This window comes from Streptomyces sp. RLB3-17, from assembly GCF_007113425.2.
GTDB classification, from domain to species: Bacteria; Actinomycetota; Actinomycetes; order Streptomycetales; family Streptomycetaceae; genus Streptomyces; species Streptomyces mirabilis_D.
Genome location: NZ_CP041610.2, coordinates 7,244,877 through 7,260,314, shown reverse-complemented (window position 1 = coordinate 7,260,314; position 15,438 = coordinate 7,244,877). Strand labels below are relative to the sequence as shown.

14 protein-coding genes are annotated in these 15,438 nt (G+C 70.9%); 8 read left to right on the top strand and 6 right to left on the bottom strand.

The window, feature by feature from the left end; all coding sequences use genetic code 11:
- Positions 1–383 precede the first annotated feature (383 nt).
- Together FNV62_RS32960 and FNV62_RS32955 are read left to right on the top strand one after the other, a co-directional pair.
- Positions 384–2,840 carry a DEAD/DEAH box helicase gene (locus tag FNV62_RS32960; RefSeq protein ID WP_205523165.1) on the top strand — a complete coding sequence of 819 codons (2,457 nt, stop codon included), beginning with the start codon at positions 384–386 and terminating at the stop codon, positions 2,838–2,840.
- Positions 2,841–3,143: 303 nt separating this feature from the next.
- On the top strand, positions 3,144–4,013 hold the full coding sequence (locus tag FNV62_RS32955) for an alpha/beta fold hydrolase (RefSeq protein ID WP_060901357.1): 870 nt from the start codon (positions 3,144–3,146) through the stop codon (positions 4,011–4,013).
- Between the two features lie 22 nt (positions 4,014–4,035).
- Here FNV62_RS32955 and FNV62_RS32950 read toward each other — a convergent pair whose 3' ends face one another.
- Entirely contained in the window at positions 4,036–4,941 is a 906-nt protein-coding gene (locus FNV62_RS32950) for an NYN domain-containing protein (RefSeq protein ID WP_179858560.1), read from the bottom strand.
- Between the two features lie 217 nt (positions 4,942–5,158).
- On the opposite strand from FNV62_RS32950, the gene FNV62_RS54715 reads away from it, so the two are divergent.
- On the top strand, positions 5,159–5,311 hold the full coding sequence (locus FNV62_RS54715; RefSeq protein WP_097286158.1) for a hypothetical protein: 153 nt from the start codon (positions 5,159–5,161) through the stop codon (positions 5,309–5,311).
- Positions 5,312–5,431: 120 nt separating this feature from the next.
- Here FNV62_RS54715 and FNV62_RS32945 read toward each other — a convergent pair whose 3' ends face one another.
- The 3 genes from FNV62_RS32945 to FNV62_RS32935 form a co-directional block, all read right to left on the bottom strand.
- On the bottom strand, positions 5,432–6,037 hold the full coding sequence (locus FNV62_RS32945; RefSeq protein WP_054228205.1) for a MarC family protein: 606 nt from the start codon (positions 6,035–6,037) through the stop codon (positions 5,432–5,434).
- Positions 6,038–6,243: 206 nt separating this feature from the next.
- A complete protein-coding gene (locus tag FNV62_RS32940) occupies positions 6,244–7,101 on the bottom strand; it encodes a PHP domain-containing protein (protein ID WP_143627977.1) in 858 nt (285 codons plus the stop codon).
- 209 nt (positions 7,102–7,310) lie between these two features.
- A complete protein-coding gene (locus FNV62_RS32935; RefSeq protein ID WP_054228207.1) occupies positions 7,311–7,952 on the bottom strand; it encodes a DUF6758 family protein in 642 nt (213 codons plus the stop codon).
- Positions 7,953–8,141: 189 nt separating this feature from the next.
- Between FNV62_RS32935 and FNV62_RS32930 the strand changes: the two genes are divergently transcribed.
- Entirely contained in the window at positions 8,142–9,395 is a 1,254-nt protein-coding gene (locus tag FNV62_RS32930; protein ID WP_054228208.1) for an MFS transporter, read from the top strand.
- Between the two features lie 58 nt (positions 9,396–9,453).
- On the opposite strand, the gene FNV62_RS32925 is transcribed toward FNV62_RS32930, so the two are convergent.
- Entirely contained in the window at positions 9,454–10,038 is a 585-nt protein-coding gene (locus FNV62_RS32925; RefSeq protein WP_054228209.1) for a suppressor of fused domain protein, read from the bottom strand.
- Positions 10,039–10,588: 550 nt separating this feature from the next.
- Here FNV62_RS32925 and FNV62_RS32920 point away from each other — a divergent pair.
- Both FNV62_RS32920 and FNV62_RS32915 read left to right on the top strand, forming a co-directional pair.
- Positions 10,589–11,701, top strand: coding sequence for a magnesium and cobalt transport protein CorA (locus FNV62_RS32920; protein WP_054228210.1), 1,113 nt, complete (start codon positions 10,589–10,591; stop codon positions 11,699–11,701).
- A 43-nt stretch (positions 11,702–11,744) separates the two neighbouring features.
- Positions 11,745–12,290: a hypothetical protein gene (locus FNV62_RS32915; protein WP_143627975.1), complete on the top strand. Its 546-nt coding sequence runs from the start codon at positions 11,745–11,747 to the stop codon at positions 12,288–12,290.
- A 27-nt stretch (positions 12,291–12,317) separates the two neighbouring features.
- On the opposite strand, the gene FNV62_RS32910 is transcribed toward FNV62_RS32915, so the two are convergent.
- Complete coding sequence (locus FNV62_RS32910) at positions 12,318–13,079, bottom strand: hypothetical protein (RefSeq protein WP_225900456.1); 762 nt, start codon at positions 13,077–13,079, stop codon at positions 12,318–12,320.
- A 354-nt stretch (positions 13,080–13,433) separates the two neighbouring features.
- Here FNV62_RS32910 and FNV62_RS32905 point away from each other — a divergent pair, with 354 nt between their 5' ends.
- Both FNV62_RS32905 and FNV62_RS32900 read left to right on the top strand, forming a co-directional pair.
- A complete protein-coding gene (locus FNV62_RS32905) occupies positions 13,434–14,843 on the top strand; it encodes a magnesium transporter MgtE N-terminal domain-containing protein (protein WP_144315712.1) in 1,410 nt (469 codons plus the stop codon).
- Positions 14,833–15,417: a DUF1003 domain-containing protein gene (locus FNV62_RS32900; protein ID WP_054228286.1), complete on the top strand. Its 585-nt coding sequence runs from the start codon at positions 14,833–14,835 to the stop codon at positions 15,415–15,417. Before FNV62_RS32905 ends, FNV62_RS32900 begins: the two co-directional genes overlap by 11 nt.
- Positions 15,418–15,438: the final 21 nt, after the last annotated feature.

Here is a 15,438-nt window from a genome sequence, read left to right as displayed (position 1 = left end):
TGCGCGATTCCGGGGTATGGTGGTAATGCGCCCGGCGAGTATTCGACGGGCCGCACGAATGAGGATGCCCGGTCGGTGGCCCGATCGGCTCCGACCCGACAGCCCTCCTCGTCCGTACGGCACATTGCGTACGACATCCGGAGGGAACCCTCAGCGGTACGAGAGCTCGAGCGTCGGCAGTGGTCCCATGCCACTCGGCCCGCCCGTCAAGAGCGGCCGACGTCCCCGGCACGGTCCCCGACACGACCCCCGCGCTCGCCTCGCGCCGCGTACACAGAAGAGGCAGCACCCTGACTACGACTTTCCGAGAGCTCGGAATCCTTCCCGAGACGGCCGAAGCCCTTGAAGCCGTCGGCATCATCACCCCCTTCCCCATCCAGGAGATGACGCTCCCCGTAGCCCTCTCGGGCTCCGACGTCATCGGCCAGGCCAAGACCGGCACCGGCAAGACGCTCGGCTTCGGCCTCCCGCTCCTCGAGCGTGTCACCGTCCCCGCGGACGTCGAGGCGGGCCGGGCCCAGCCCGAACAGCTCACCGACGCCCCGCAGGCCCTCGTCGTCGTCCCGACGCGCGAGCTGTGCACCCAGGTGACCAACGACCTGCTGACCGCCGGCAAGGTCCGCAACGTACGCGTTCTCGCCATCTACGGCGGCCGGGCGTACGAGCCGCAGGTCGAGGCCCTCAAGAAGGGCGTCGACGTCATCGTCGGCACCCCGGGCCGACTGCTGGACCTCGCGGGCCAGAAGAAGCTCAACCTCAAGCACATCAAGGCGCTCGTCCTCGACGAGGCCGACGAGATGCTCGACCTGGGCTTCCTGCCCGACGTCGAGAAGATCATGAACATGCTGCCGGCCCGCCGTCAGACCATGCTGTTCTCGGCGACCATGCCGGGTGCGGTCATCGGTCTCGCGCGCCGCTACATGTCACAGCCCACGCACATCCGCGCCACGGCGCCGGACGACGAGGGCGCGACGGTCCGCAACACCGCGCAGTTCATCTACCGCGCGCACAACATGGACAAGCCCGAGCTGGTCGCACGCATACTGCAGGCCGACGGTCGCGGGCTCGCGATGGTGTTCTGCCGCACCAAGCGGACGGCGGCGGACCTCGCCGACCAGCTCCAGCAGCGCGGCTTCGCCTCCGGCGCGGTCCACGGCGACCTCGGCCAGGGCGCCCGCGAGCAGGCACTGCGCGCGTTCCGCAACGGCAAGGTGGACGTCCTCGTCTGCACCGACGTCGCCGCCCGCGGCATCGACGTCGAGGGTGTCACCCACGTCATCAACTACCAGTCCCCCGAGGACGAGAAGACGTACCTGCACCGCATCGGCCGTACGGGTCGCGCGGGCGCCAAGGGCATCGCGATCACCCTCGTCGACTGGGACGACATCCCGCGCTGGCAGCTCATCAACAAGGCGCTGGACCTCGGCTTCGGCAACCCGCCGGAGACGTACTCCACGTCCCCGCACCTCTTCGAGGAACTGAACATCCCGGCCGGCACCAAGGGTGTCCTGCCGCGGTCCGAGCGCACCCGCGCCGGCCTCGCGGCCGAAGAGGTCGAGGACCTCGGCGAGACCGGCGGGCGTGGCGGTCCGCGCGGTCGCGGTGGCCGTTCGTCGGCGCCGGCGCCCGTGGAGCGCGAGCGTGAGCGCCCGGCGCGCACGCCCCGCCGCCGTCGCCGTACGCGCAACGGTGCCGCGCTGGAGGAGACGTCCACGACGCCGACTCCGCAGGCGACCACCGAGCCCGCCGCCGCGGAGGCCACCGAGCCCCGCACCCCGCGTCGCCGTCGCCGTACGCGCGCCGGGGGTACGGAGGAGACGGTGGCGGCTGCCGCCACGGTCTCCGAGCCGTCGGTGAGCGAGACCCCGCAGGCCGCGGAGACCGCGGTCGACACGGCCGAGGGCGTGGTCGAGGCCACGCCGGAGGACGCGGTCGCGAAGCAGCGTCGACGTCGGACCCGTAAGACGGCGGAGGCCGCTCCTGCCCCGGTCGAGACCGTGGCCGTGGTCGCGGAATCCGCGCCCGTCGTGGAAGCCGTCACCGAGGCCGTCGTCGAGGCCGTCGCGGAGGCTCCGGCCAAGCCGGTTCGTCGCCGTACCCGCAAGGCCGCCGAGGCCGTCGTCGACACGGCCGAGGGCGTGGTCGAGGCCGCTCCGGAGGCCCCCGCCACCAAGCCGCGGCGTACGCGGGCCAAGGCCACGGCCGAGGCGCCCGCAGAAGCGGCCGTGGACAGCGCCGAAGCCACCGCCAAGCCCGTCCGTCGCCGCACCCGCAAGGCCGTCGCGGAGACCGTCGCGACTGTCGAGGTCGTGGCGCCCATAGAGGCCGAGATTCCGGCGCAGACCGCCGCCGTCGAGGCCGTCGCGGAGGCTCCGGCCAAGCCGGTTCGTCGCCGTACCCGCAAGGTCGCGGAGGCCGCGGAGGCCGCGGTCGACACGGCGGAGGGTGTCGCCGAGGCGCCGGTCGCCAAGCCGCGGCGTACGCGCAAGGCGGCGGTGGCCGTGGTGGACGCGGTCGAGGCCGCTCCGGAGGCCCCCGCCACCAAGCCGCGGCGTACGCGGGCCAAGGCCACGGCCGAGGCGCCCGCCGAAGCCGCCGTGGACAGCGCCGAAGCCACCGCCAAGCCCGTCCGTCGCCGGACCCGCAAGGCCGTCGCGGAGCCCGTCGAGGCGGCGATTCCCGCTCAGTCGGCCGCCGTTGACGAGCCGGAGGCCAAGCCGCGTCGGCGTGCCCGCAAGGTCGTGGAGCCCGCGGTCGCCACGGAGGCCGCGCCCGAGGCGGCAGCGCCGCGTCGGCGTACGCGCAAGGCGGCGGCTGCCGCGGAGCCCGCGGAGAGCTGATCCTCAGCCCGATGGCCCGGTCCCACGCACAGTGGGACCGGGCCATCGGCGTTCTCCAGACCCCCTGGGTGGGTTCATCGACTGCGGGTGGCTGGGGGCTGGGCGCGCAGTTCCCCGCGCCCCTGGGGCACGGGGCTGCGCCCCGGTGCCCCGTCGGCCTGACGGCCTCGTCCTCACACGCCGGACGAGCTGGGGGCTTTCAGGGGCGCGGGGAACTGCGCGCTCAGCCCCCACCGGCCGTCAGCCGGACAACTACGGGCGGGCGGGGAGCCGGGGCGCAGCCCCGCCCGATAGCCTCGGAGCATGAGCAGGCCCCCCTCCTTCGCGCCGCCCGCCGGTGTCCGTGCCTACCGTCTCCGCACCGCCCGCGGCGAGTTCGCCGCGCTCGACGCCGCGCCGCAGGCGCGGCTGAAGGGAACCGTGCTGCTGCTGCCGGGTTTCACCGGCAGCAAGGAAGACTTCATCGCGCTGCACGAGCCGCTCGCGGCGCGCGGGTACCGTACCGTCGCCGTGGACGGCCGCGGGCAGTACGAGAGCGACGGTCCCGAGCACGACGAATCGGCGTACGCGCAGGCCGAGTTGGCGAAGGACGTGCTCGCCCAGGCGGCAGCCGTCGGCACCCCCGTGCACATGGTCGGCCACTCCCTCGGCGGACTGGTCGCCCGCGCCGCCGTCCTCCTCGACCCGACCCCCTTCGCCTCACTCACCCTCATGGCCTCGGGCCCCGCCCAGATCTCCGCCTCCCAGCAACAGCGCGTCAAACTGCTCCGGGACGCCCTCGCCGTGATGGACATGGCCCAGGTGTGGGACGCCATCCAGGCGATGGAACCGCCGGAGGAGATCGACACCGCCGATCTCGACGGTGGGCTGGACGACCGCGAGGACCTGCGGCGCCGCTGGCTGCTCACCCGACCGGCCCAGCTGATCGCGACCGGCCGTCAGCTGTGCACGGAGCCCGACCGCGTCGCCGAGCTGGCCGCCGTACGCCTGCCCAAGCATGTGCTGTCGGGTGCGTTCGACGACACCTGGCCGGTGCCGCTCCTGGACGACATGGCCGTACGTCTCAAGGCCCGGCGCACGGTCGTACGGGGAGCCGAGCACTCCCCGAACACGGACCAGCCCGAGCAGACGGCCCTCGCCCTCGCCAAGTTCTGGGATCAGACGCAGGAGTGATCCGGGGGCGGACCGGTAGCAGCTAGTACTGCGCCTGCAAGTGCTCCCAGAAGCCGTCCCGGAGCGCGCGGCGCAGGTCCGCCTGGCCCCGCAGGGAGTACTGCAGCAGCCCCTCGGCCTCGACCAGCAGATCCTGGTCGACCGAACCGGGCAGGTAGGGGTGGCCGGGCAGCAGTTCCACCAGCGCCTCGCGACCCCGAGCGGCCAGCCACTTCGCGGCGATCTGGGCGCCCACGAACCGCACGTCCTCGCGGGAGGGCCGGCTCGCCGCCGTCGGGTCGTAGGTCGCGGAGGTGCGCCGGGACACGTAGGGCTTGAAGAATTCGAGGTCGAACGTGCGCTGGCTGTCGACCTCCCACAGCAGCGGCTCGGCCTGGTTGCGGCCCTCGGGCGCCTCGATACCCCAGAGGTGGACCCGCGCCCCGTACCCCTGCGCCGCCTCGACCGCCGACACCAGGTCCTCGTCGCCGCCGAGCAGTGCGGCGTCGCTGATGGCGCGGTGCCGGGCGAGGGACTCCAGGTCGGAGCGGATGAGGGAATCGACGCCCTTTTGCTGGTTGTTGGCGTTGAGGTTGCCCAACCGGACCTTCACGTCCGGGAGTTCGGCGATCGTCTGCTGTTCCGCGGTGTGGATACGGCGGCGTGCGCCGTCGTACCAGTAGACGCGCAGCAGCCTGCTGTCGGCGAAGATGGTGCGGGCCCTGTCGATGAGCGCGTCGATGAGACCTTCGGCGTCGAGGTCGAAGGCACGGCGGTCCTCGGTCCCGGCGACGAGCCGCCCCGCGGCCGCGTACAGGTATCCGGCGTCGACGAAGATCGCATGGGTCGAGGGCGTCTTCGCCACCTCGGCGAGCATGCGCTGGAGCAGCTCGTTCGTGCGGTCGATGCGGGCGCCGAGCGCCGCGTGGTCGTCGTTCATCACCTCCATTGTCCCGGCGGTCACGCTGCGAACACAACTGGTCCCGTTCAGTCTCCTCCAGACTTCTTACCGGACAGTAATTAGGTTCTCGAAAAATTTCCTTAGCGTAGGGAATGTTTGTAACACGCACCCCGTTGAATACGAACGGAAGCGCGAGCATCGACGTCTCGCGCACCACACGCCAGTAGTTCTCCTCAGGAGGATGACCAGACGAAGGGAGAAGCCCATGCGCTTCGAAATCATGCGACTCGACGATGTCGACGGCACGCCCGTGGACACCACCGTTGTAGACGCCGCCTCCGTCAACCGGATCGTTCAGCAGGCCGCCGCCATCGGGCAGCGACTGTGGATCCGCCCGACCGAATCGTCCGCTTCATAACATTTCAGAGCAGTTCGAAGCATCACGGAGCAGTTCACCTCCGGGCGGACGCCTTCAGATTTCAAAGCCCCGTACGGCACGACGCCGTACGGGGCTTTGCACGTTCTCACCGGCTCACGATCAGCTCGCCCGGATCACCTGGGTGATCCCGTTGATGATCTGCTGCACGGCGATCGCGGACAGCATCATGCCCGCGAGCCGGGTCACCAGCACGACACCGCCGTCCTTGATGACGCGGATGATCAGCAGCGAGTAGCGCATGACCAGCCACAGCACGACGTGGATGGCGAGGATCGCGACCCACACGGACACCTGGGTGGCGACGGTGTCGGCCTTCTGGACCGCGAGGATCACCGACACGATCGCGCCGGGTCCCGCGAGCAGCGGCATGCCGAGCGGTACGAGGGCGACGTTGACGTCCTTGGTCTGCTTGGGCTCGTCGGTCTTGCCGGTCAGCAGGTCGAGGGCGATCAGCAGGAGCAGCAGCCCGCCCGCGATCATCAGCGCGGGCACGGACACATGCAGGTAGTCGAGGATCTGGTGGCCGAGGAGGCCGAAGACGGCGATCACGCCGCCGGCCACGCAGACGGCCTGGAGGGCCATCCGCTTCTGCACCTTGGCGGGGCGTCCCGCGGTGAGCGCGAGGAAGATCGGCGTGATCCCGGGGGGATCCATGATGACGAAGAGGGTGAGGAAGAGGGAGCCGAAGACGGCGACGTCGAACATGAGTGAGTGAGGCCTTGCGAAGGTGGGGAAACCGGCGCGGCGAGATCTGCCGCCACCGCTGGGGAAAGGCGTTCCGCCGGGCGGAACGGAGGCACACGACGGCCGGCGTCGAGTACGTTGCCGAGCGCTTTGGCAGGCGCTTGGGCAGGCGCTTCGTCAGGTGCCCTGTCGGGTGCTTCGAGGAACCTGGGGCGCGAAGGCGGGCGTCAGACTCCGCCGGCGCCCGGCACGGGGAACGCCCCGGTCGCACGCCGGGTGATCTCGCCGTACACCTCGGGGTCGGTGGTGAACTCCCCGAGCACGCAGGTCTTGCGGCTGCCGTGGTAGTCGCTGGATCCGGTGGCGAGCAGTCCTAGGTCGGCGGCGAGGCCGCGCAGCCGGGCGCGGGTGGCCGGCTCGTGGTCCATGTGGTCCACCTCGATGCCGTCGAGCCCGGCGGCGGCCAGGTCGGCGATCGCGGACTCCGGCACGGTCCGGCCGCGTTTGGCGGCGGCCGGGTGCGCGAACACGGTCACGCCGCCCGCGGCCTTGACGAGGCGGATCGCCTCGAAGGGGTCGGTCTCGTGCTTGGGGACGTAGGCCCGACCGCCGTCGGCCAGCCAGTCCCGCGTGAAGGCGTCGGAGACGCTGTCCACGACCCCCAGCTCGACCAGGGCGGAGGCGACGTGCGGTCGCCCGACGGATCCGTCGCCCGCGATGCGCGCGACCTGCTCCCAGGTGACCGGCACACCGAGCTCCTGGAGCTTGGCGACCATGGCCCGGGCACGCGGCACGCGATCGTCGCGCACCAGCTCGCGCTCGGCGAGCAGCCCGGGCTCCTCGGGGTCGAAGAGGTAGGCCAGCACGTGCATGCTGATGCCGTCGAGGCGGCAGGAGAGTTCGGCGCCCGTGACGAGGGTGAGCCCCGCGGGCAGCGCGGCCAGCGCCTCCGCGTACCCGCGGGTCGTGTCGTGATCGGTCAGCGCGACGACGTCGAGACCGGCGGCGCCGGCGTTGCGCACCAGCTCGGCGGGGGTGTCCGTACCGTCCGACGCGGTGGAGTGGGTGTGCAGATCGATGCGCACGACGCGGACTCCAGGCGATGACGGGGTGACAGGGGACGCTCAAGCATAACGGGAGCTCCGAGCTTCTTGTCACACCCACAAGTACCGGGCGCCCCCTACAACCAAGCTGCGCGAAGCGCCCCGCCAGGGGCGCGGGGAACCGCGCGCTCAGCCAACGACAACCCGCACGCCTCCACCCGCCCGAGGCGCCCCTGCACCACAGCGGAGCGCTACGGCTCCAGGATCCGTGGTGACAACGCCCCGCACGGCAACAGATCCACCTCCGCCCCCGCATCCCGCAGATCCGTCAGCACCAGCTCGTCGTACATCAGCAGCCCCGACTGCTCGGGCCACACCACCGCCCACACCCACAGCCCCAGCGCCTCGCCCGCGAAGACGGCACGGTCGTCCGGACTGCCGGCCACATGCCAGAGCGGGGTCGGGCGACCGGCCGCGAGGACCTTCGCCTGGGGCGGTTTCTCGACGTTCATGTACGGCCCCGGGTCGGGTCCGTCGATGCCCGCGTAGCGCGCGCCGAGGCCGACGCCGAGCTCCTCGGCGACGAGGATCAGCTCCCCTATGCCGCCGAGCGGCCCGGGGCCCGAGCAGGCCACGGCCGTCGCGCGCCCTCCGCTGCGATCGTCACCGGCGAAGGCCGCGCCGGTGAACAGCCAGCCGACCGGCAGTGGCCACGGCATCCACACCGGCACCTGGGCACGGTGCACCACGACACCGAGGGCCTCGACGCTGGGCGGGATCACGGGCTGCAGCGGATACACGGCCCCGTGCGCATCGCACTGCCAGGAGTCGGCAAAGAGGCCGGGAGCCCTGACCCGGCCACCACACTTCGGGCAACTGGGTTCGCCCCTCATAGGGCCCCACGGTCCTCCCCGTATTTCGCCGCGTCAAGGACGATCACCCGTCCGGAGCGCGCCGGTCACCCGATGGAACTAGATGCAGCTTGCATTAATTAGCACTTCTAACTTATTATGTGTATACGCCAACGATCTAGCCATCGATCCATGGCCACCGATCTCTCCATTCGCAGTCGAGGAGCGAGCATGACCAACACCACGGGAGGTCCCGCCGAGGGGGACACATTCGACGCCGGCGCGGGCAGCATCCTGCGGCAGCCGAAGGCCGTCTGGGCGACCGCCGGCGCATCCGTCGTCGCCTTCATGGGCATCGGGCTCGTCGACCCGATCCTGCCCTCCATCGCCAAGGGCCTGGACGCCACCCCGAGCCAGGTCTCGCTGCTGTTCACCTCGTACTTCCTGATCACCGCGGTCGCGATGCTGGTGACCGGCTTCGTCTCCAGCCGCATCGGCGGCAAGAAGACCCTGCTGCTCGGCCTCGCGCTCGTCGTGGTCTTCGCGGGGCTCGCGGGCACGTCGGGCTCGGTCGGCGAACTCGTCGGCTTCCGGGCCGGCTGGGGTCTGGGCAACGCGCTGTTCGTCTCCACCGCCCTCGCCGTCATCGTCGGCGCGGCGGCCGGCGGCAGCGCCGCGGCGATCCTGCTCTACGAGTCCGCGCTCGGCCTCGGCATGGCGTGCGGGCCGCTGCTCGGCGCCCTGCTCGGCAACGCCAGCTGGCGCTACCCCTTCTTCGGCACCGCGTTCCTGATGGCGGTCGGCTTCCTGTGCATCACGGCGTTCCTGAAGGAGCAGCCGAGGCCCGCGAAGAAGACCTCACTGCTCGACCCGATCAAGGCGCTCGGCCACGGCGGCCTCGCCTCGGCGGCCGTGTCGGCGTTCTTCTACAACTACACGTTCTTCACCGTGCTGGCCTTCACCCCGTTCGTGCTGAACATGACCCCCTACAAGTCGGGCGCCGTGTTCTTCTGCTGGGGCCTGCTGCTCGCCGTCTTCTCGGTGATCGTGGCGCCCCGAATGCAGGCACGGTTCGGCTCGCTCAAGGTGCTGGGCGGCTCCCTGGTCCTGCTCGCCGCCGACGTGCTCGTGCTCGGGTACGGCAACCACACCGCGGCCGTGGTCTGCACGATCCTGTCGGGCGCCTTCATCGGCGTGAACAACACCGTCTACACCGAGCTGGCCCTCGGCGTGTCGGACGCGCCCCGCCCGGTGGCGAGCGCCGGCTACAACTTCGTCCGGTGGTTCGCCGCCGCGGCCGCGCCCTACTTCGCGCCGAAAATCGAGGAGTGGAGCGACATCCACATCCCGTTCGTGGTCGCCGCGATCACCGCCGTGATCGGAGCGGTCGTGGTCTTCGTACGCCGGAACGCGCTCTCCCACGAGGCCGAGGAGCTCCAGCCGAAGCACGCCACCGAGGACAGTGTGACCGTGTTCGCCAACTGACTGTTTTCGGCCAGGAAACCGGCCTGGTCTCAGGTCGGCGGAGCCGGGCGAGAAGTACTCAATCCAGCGGAACGGACCTGCGCGAGGGATCGCGCAGGTCCGTTCCGCCATTCAGCCAGCGTTCCTGAAGGGCCCCGGCGCCGTGCACGCGCTTCCACGCGGCCTCGTTCGGCGTCATCGGGAGCAGCGGCAGGAACCGTACGGGATCGGCGGGCGCGTCCAGCTCCAGGTCCTCGACCAGACCACCGGACTCCGCGACCAGGACCGAGGTGAACGGCGCACCGGGCCACAGCGCCCCGCCCACGTCGAGCGAGGCACCGGGGGCCACGATCAGCCCCTCGACCTGCGGGGACGCGGCGAGCACGGCGAGCGGGCGGAGCACCTTGTCGGTGTCGGCGGTACCGGGGCGGACCGACAGGACCAGCTCCGCGCGCGGGCCCTTCACCGGGTCGGCGAGGACCGCCGTGGGGTCCGCCATCGGCTGGGCGGACATACCCAGCGTGGCGTAGCGGACGACGTCACCCTCTGTGAAGCGCAGCACCTCGATACGGTCGGTGCCGAGGAAGGTGACCGCGGCCCGGGCGTCGGGTTCGCCCAGCGCGGAGCGCAACCGGGCCTCAACCAAAGGAAGAACATCAGCCATGAGCCGAGCATAGAACTCGTCAGCAACGGGCAAAGCGGCGGCTTGACGCTTCAGTGCGCTGATAGTCTTGGCCGCTGGTCGGGGCAGCACGCAGAAGCGTCGCTCTCAAGCTCCGACGCACTGAGACTGACTGGCTTCCCCACGGGGGGAGCCAGCTCCCCCACGGGGGATGGATCGTCCCTCACGGGGGACCGACCGGAGGAGGTGGGGCTGCAATGGACCGAAGTCGACCTGGCAGTACCACCCGCTCTTCCGGTCGCTGAAGTTTCTGTAGCTGGTTCCAGCCGCTCCCCGGCTCTTGTAGCTCTGTCGGCTGCTTCCTCCTGCAAACGTGTGCATACGTGTCAGCGTTGTCCCGGTGCACCACGGAAGAGCGCTTCGTTTCCGCCTGATCCATCCGATCTGTCTGATCTGAATCAGTAGCGAAGCTGCCACCGCGACGGTGCGGTGCTCCCCGCTTTGTGGACGTGCCAAACATCCGCAGTCAGGACGTCCCCATTCCGGGTAGTTCCAACCGTCGTCGGTCGCCTCCGTTGCGAAGGAGCCCGTCATGTCGATGATTCGTGACCTGCGTGCCGCGGTCCGCCCCCGTCCCTCGCTGCGCAAGGACAGTGGCTCGTACGACCACACCCGCGCCCCCGGGACCAACTCCGCCGTGGTCGACTGCGCCGTCTACCGCGACGGCGCCCGCGTCCAGACCCCCGAGCCGCTGACGCCCCAGGAGGCGATGCGGCTGGTGCACCGCGACGGGGGCTTCGTATGGATCGGTCTGCACGAGCCCACGGAGGCCGAATTCGCCGGTATCGCGGGCGAGTTCGGGCTGCACCCGCTGGCCGTCGAGGACGCCGTCCAGGCCCACCAGCGGCCCAAGCTGGAGCGCTACGACGACTCCCTGTTCACCGTCTTCAAGACCATCCACTACGTCGAGCACGACGAACTCACCGCCACCAGCGAGATCGTGGAGACCGGCGAGGTCATGTGCTTCACCGGGCGGGACTTCTTCATCACCGTCCGGCACGGCGGGCAGGGCTCGCTGCGGGCGCTGCGACACCGGCTGCAGGACGACCCCGAGCTGCTCGCCAAGGGCCCCTCCGCCGTGCTGCACGCCATCGCCGACCACGTCGTCGACGGGTACATCGCGGTCGCGGACGCCGTGCAGGACGACATCGACGAGGTGGAGACCGAGGTCTTCTCGCCGGGCCGCAAGGGCACCCCGCGCGGCACGGACGCCGGCCGCATCTACCAACTCAAGCGCGAGGTGCTGGAGTTCAAGCGGGCCGTGTCCCCGCTGCTGCGCCCCATGCAGCTGCTCAGCGAGCGCCCGATGCGGCTGATCGACCCGGACATCCAGAAGTACTTCCGCGACGTCGCCGACCACCTCGCCCGCGTCCAGGAGCAGGTCCTCGGCTTCGACGAACTGCTCAACTCCATCCTCCAGGCCAACCTCGCGCAGGCGTCCGTGACGCAGAACGAGGACATGCGCAAGATCACTTCCTGGGCCGCGATCATCGCCGTACCGACGATGGTCTGTGGCGTGTACGGCATGAACTTCGACTACATGCCGGAGCTGCACTGGAAGTTCGGCTACCCGCTGGTGCTGGGCGCCACGGTCGGGATGTGTCTGTCGATCCACCGGATCCTGAAGCGCAACGGCTGGCTCTGAGCGCACCGGGTGACCGCCCGGTGCCCCTGGATAGGCTGGGCCCATGACGGAACAGCTGCTCGACCGGGCCCTCGTCGAGGAGGCCACGAAGAAGTCCGGGCTGATCTGGGTGCGCAGCGGCGGCGTGCCGGCGCCCGAGGCGCCGGGCGCCGAGGCGCCCACCCGGGCCCTGTGGCACGTGTGGCACGACGGCGCGGCCTGCCTGGTCGGCGACGGGCCCGGAGAGCAGCCGCTGCCCGGGCTCGTCGACGGGGGCGACGCGGTCGTCGTCGTCCGCAGCAAGGACAAGGGCGGGCGGCTGGCCGCGTGGACGGCGAAGGTGGTCGAGCTCGCGCCCGGCTCCCCCGCGTGGGAGGCGACCGTCGCCGAGCTCAAGGGCAAGCGTCTGAACGCGCCCGACGGCGAGGAGATGCCGGCCCGCTGGGCCCGCGAGTGCCGGGTGCTGCGCCTGGAGCCCCGGGCGGGCACCCTCCCGCTGCCGGACGGCTCGCTGGCCGCCGCGCCGGTCCCGTCCCCCGCGACCACCCGCCAACCGATCCCGGCCGCCGTACCACGCCTGCTCTTCAGGAAGCGGGGACGCCGCCGCTAGTGCCTGTCCGGCGGACAGGCCCCAGGGCTACGACGTCGGCAGCTGCTGGCCGTAGTCCACGGTCTCGTCCTTGGCGGGCTCCGCGAGGGCGAAGTTCTTGCCCCAGTCGGTGAGGCTGAGCGTGCCGGCGTCGCCCGCGCGGACCAGGAGCAGCGGGTACGGGGTTCCCTTCAGGGAGACGTCCAGGGTGCCGCCCGCGCCCTTGTCGCCGGTGATACGGATGGTGCGGACGCCGGACTGCTCGTGGTGGCCGTCCGTGGCGAGGGAGCCGTGCAGGGTCAGCAGACCGTCGAGCAGGACGTCCTTGTCCGTGAAGCTGATGAAGCGCTTGTAGGCCGGGTCGCCGCTCGGGACCTTCACGTACTTGCCGTCGAGCTTGTCGGCGGCCGCGGTGTCCGCCGAGGAGGTGGCACCGCTCTTGCCGCCCTGGTGGTTCCAGAACTCGGCGCCGGCCTTGAGGAAGAGATGCCGGCCGACCCGGAGCAGATGGAAGCTCGCCCCCTCCGAGGTGACCGAACCGGTGCCGCCGTCGGACTTCAGCCGCATGTCGAGCTTGTACGTGCGGCCGTTCGACACCACGGTCCCGGCGAGTCTTACCGCCTCGGCCGACGTGGCGGCCTTGCGCGTCTTCGACTGGATCTCGGTGGCGGGCAGCTTCCCGACCCCGTTCGTGCCCGCGTCCGGATCCTCACTACCGCACCCCGTCAGCGCCGTCCCCGTCACGACCAGTGCGCACATCGCGCCCACCAGTGCGGCCCTGCGGGTTCGGCCCTGGGAAATCGCAGTCACAGGTAGGGCTGCCTTTCATACGGGTGTCCATGCGGGTGTCCAAGCGCGTGTCCGTGCGCGTGTCCGTGCGGGTGCCCATGCCGGGGTGGCCGTGCCGGGTGTCCCCAACGGCGTACGGCAGCGTACCGGTGCCGTGCGTGCCCGGCGGAGCCAGTCCGTCCGGACCGCTCACCAGGGCGTATCCGACCGGGACGGGCTAGCCTGAAGCCCACCTGAGCGGACAGGTCGGGACCAAACGCCCGTACGGAGAAGGCCGGCAAGCGTCCGGAGCAACACGCGACGAGCAAACGCGACGAACAACACGCGACCAGCGACACGGAAGAAAGAGCAACACGGAAAGAAGGAGGCGCGGGCATGGCCGCAGGCGCCCCCCGGATCTTCGTCTCGCACCTCGCCGGTGTCGCCGTCTTCGACCCCAACGGCGACCAGGTGGGCCGCGTGCGGGACCTGGTCGCCATGCTCCGCGTCGGACGCCGCCCGCCCCGGTTGCTCGGGCTGGTCGTGGAACTCTCCACCCGGCGACGCATCTTCCTGCCCATGACCCGCGTCATCGGCATCGAGTCCGGCCAGGTCATCACCACCGGTGTCCTGAACGTGCGCCGCTTCGAACCGCGGCCCACCGAGCGGCTCGTCTTCGGCGAACTGCTCGACCGGCGGGTCCAGCTCGTCGAGACCCACGAGGAGGTGACCGTGCTCGACGTGTCCGTCCAGCAGCTGCCGGCCCGCCGGGAGTGGGAGATCGGCCGCGTCTTCGTGCGCAAGGGCCGCAGCGGGACCTTCCGGCGCACCAAGGGCGAGACGCTGACCGTCGACTGGTCCGCCGTCACCGGGTTCTCGCTGGAGGAGCACGGACAGGGCGCCGAGAGCCTCCTCGCCACGTTCGAGCAGCTGCGCGCCGCCGACCTGGCCAACGTCCTGCACCACCTGTCGCCGAAGCGGCGCGGGGAGGTGGCCGCCGCCCTGGACGACGACCGCCTCGCCGACGTCCTGGAGGAACTCCCCGAGGACGACCAGATCGAGATCCTGGGCAAGCTCAAGGAGGAGCGCGCCGCCGACGTCCTGGAGGCGATGGACCCCGACGACGCGGCCGACCTGCTCGCCGAACTCCCCGAGGACGACGTGGAGCGACTGCTGACGCTGATGCGGCCCGACGACGCGGCCGACGTACGACGGCTGATGTCGTACGAGGAGCGGACCGCCGGCGGTCTGATGACGACCGAGCCCATCGTGCTGCGGCCCGACGCCACGGTCGCCGACGCGCTCGCCCGGGTCCGCAACCCCGACCTGTCCCCGGCGCTCGCCGCGCAGGTGTACGTGTGCCGCCCACCGGACGAGACACCCACCGGCAAGTACCTGGGCACGGTGCACTTCCAGCGGCTGCTGCGCGATCCGCCGTACACGCTGGTCAGCTCGATCCTCGATGGCGATCTGCAGGCGCTCGCGCCGGACGCGGCGCTGCCCGTCGTCGCGGGCTTCTTCGCCACGTACGACATGGTCGCGGCGCCCGTCGTCGACGAGAGCGGCTCACTGCTCGGCGCGGTGACCGTGGACGACGTACTGGACCACATGCTGCCGGAGGACTGGCGCGAGACCGAGTTCCATCTGCGCGAGGACGACCCCCAGGACGATCACCTGGACGAACCTCAGGACGGGCGCCTGCGCGAACGCGAGGACGACCGGGGAGACGACGAGGAAGGCGACGAGGAAGGCGACCAGAAAGACGGCCGTGAAGGCGTGGACGAAGGGGGGCGCGATGGGACCTGACCGCGAGACCCGCGAACGGGCCGCCACCGGGGCGACCGCCACCACCCGGCCCCGCACCCGCCTCGACCAGCCGCTGCCGCCGCGCCGCCGGCTGGTGCCCGAGTGGGACCCGGAGGCCTTCGGGCGACTGTCGGAGCGGATCGCGCGTTTCCTCGGCACCGGACGGTTCATCGTCTGGATGACGGTCGTCATCATCGTGTGGCTGGTGTGGAACATCTCGGCACCGCGCCATCTGCGCTTCGACCCGTACCCGTTCATCTTCCTGACCCTGATGCTCTCGCTCCAGGCCTCCTACGCCGCCCCGCTGATCCTCCTCGCGCAGAACCGCCAGGACGACCGCGACCGGGTCAACCTCGAACAGGACCGCAAGCAGAACGAGCGCTCTATCGCGGACACCGAATACCTCACCCGCGAGATCGCCGCCCTGCGCATGGGCCTCGGCGAGGTCGCCACCCGCGACTGGATCCGCTCCGAATTCCAGGACCTGATCAGGGAGCTGGAGGAACACCGCACCGACGGCCGGGTCGTATTCCCGGCAGAACGGCCGCCACGAAGTGACGTAGACGACCGCTGACGGGGCTTTCCGAGCCCAGGG

What these genes read in the sequence shown, in the direction of transcription:
- FNV62_RS32955 (WP_060901357.1), top strand. Translation starts at nt 3,144, where the DNA reads ATGAGCAGGCCCCCCTCCTTCGCGCCGCCCGCCGGTGTCCGTGCCTAC.
- FNV62_RS54715 (WP_097286158.1), top strand. Translation starts at nt 5,159, where the DNA reads ATGCGCTTCGAAATCATGCGACTCGACGATGTCGACGGCACGCCCGTG.
- FNV62_RS32905 (WP_144315712.1), top strand. Translation starts at nt 13,434, where the DNA reads ATGGCCGCAGGCGCCCCCCGGATCTTCGTCTCGCACCTCGCCGGTGTC.
- FNV62_RS32900 (WP_054228286.1), top strand. Translation starts at nt 14,833, where the DNA reads ATGGGACCTGACCGCGAGACCCGCGAACGGGCCGCCACCGGGGCGACC.
- FNV62_RS32935 (WP_054228207.1), bottom strand. Translation starts at nt 7,952, where the DNA reads ATGAGGGGCGAACCCAGTTGCCCGAAGTGTGGTGGCCGGGTCAGGGCT.
- FNV62_RS32925 (WP_054228209.1), bottom strand. Translation starts at nt 10,038, where the DNA reads ATGGCTGATGTTCTTCCTTTGGTTGAGGCCCGGTTGCGCTCCGCGCTG.
- FNV62_RS32960 (WP_205523165.1), top strand. Translation starts at nt 384, where the DNA reads ATGACGCTCCCCGTAGCCCTCTCGGGCTCCGACGTCATCGGCCAGGCC.
- FNV62_RS32930 (WP_054228208.1), top strand. Translation starts at nt 8,142, where the DNA reads ATGACCAACACCACGGGAGGTCCCGCCGAGGGGGACACATTCGACGCC.
- FNV62_RS32920 (WP_054228210.1), top strand. Translation starts at nt 10,589, where the DNA reads ATGTCGATGATTCGTGACCTGCGTGCCGCGGTCCGCCCCCGTCCCTCG.
- FNV62_RS32950 (WP_179858560.1), bottom strand. Translation starts at nt 4,941, where the DNA reads ATGGAGGTGATGAACGACGACCACGCGGCGCTCGGCGCCCGCATCGAC.
- FNV62_RS32915 (WP_143627975.1), top strand. Translation starts at nt 11,745, where the DNA reads ATGACGGAACAGCTGCTCGACCGGGCCCTCGTCGAGGAGGCCACGAAG.
- FNV62_RS32945 (WP_054228205.1), bottom strand. Translation starts at nt 6,037, where the DNA reads ATGTTCGACGTCGCCGTCTTCGGCTCCCTCTTCCTCACCCTCTTCGTC.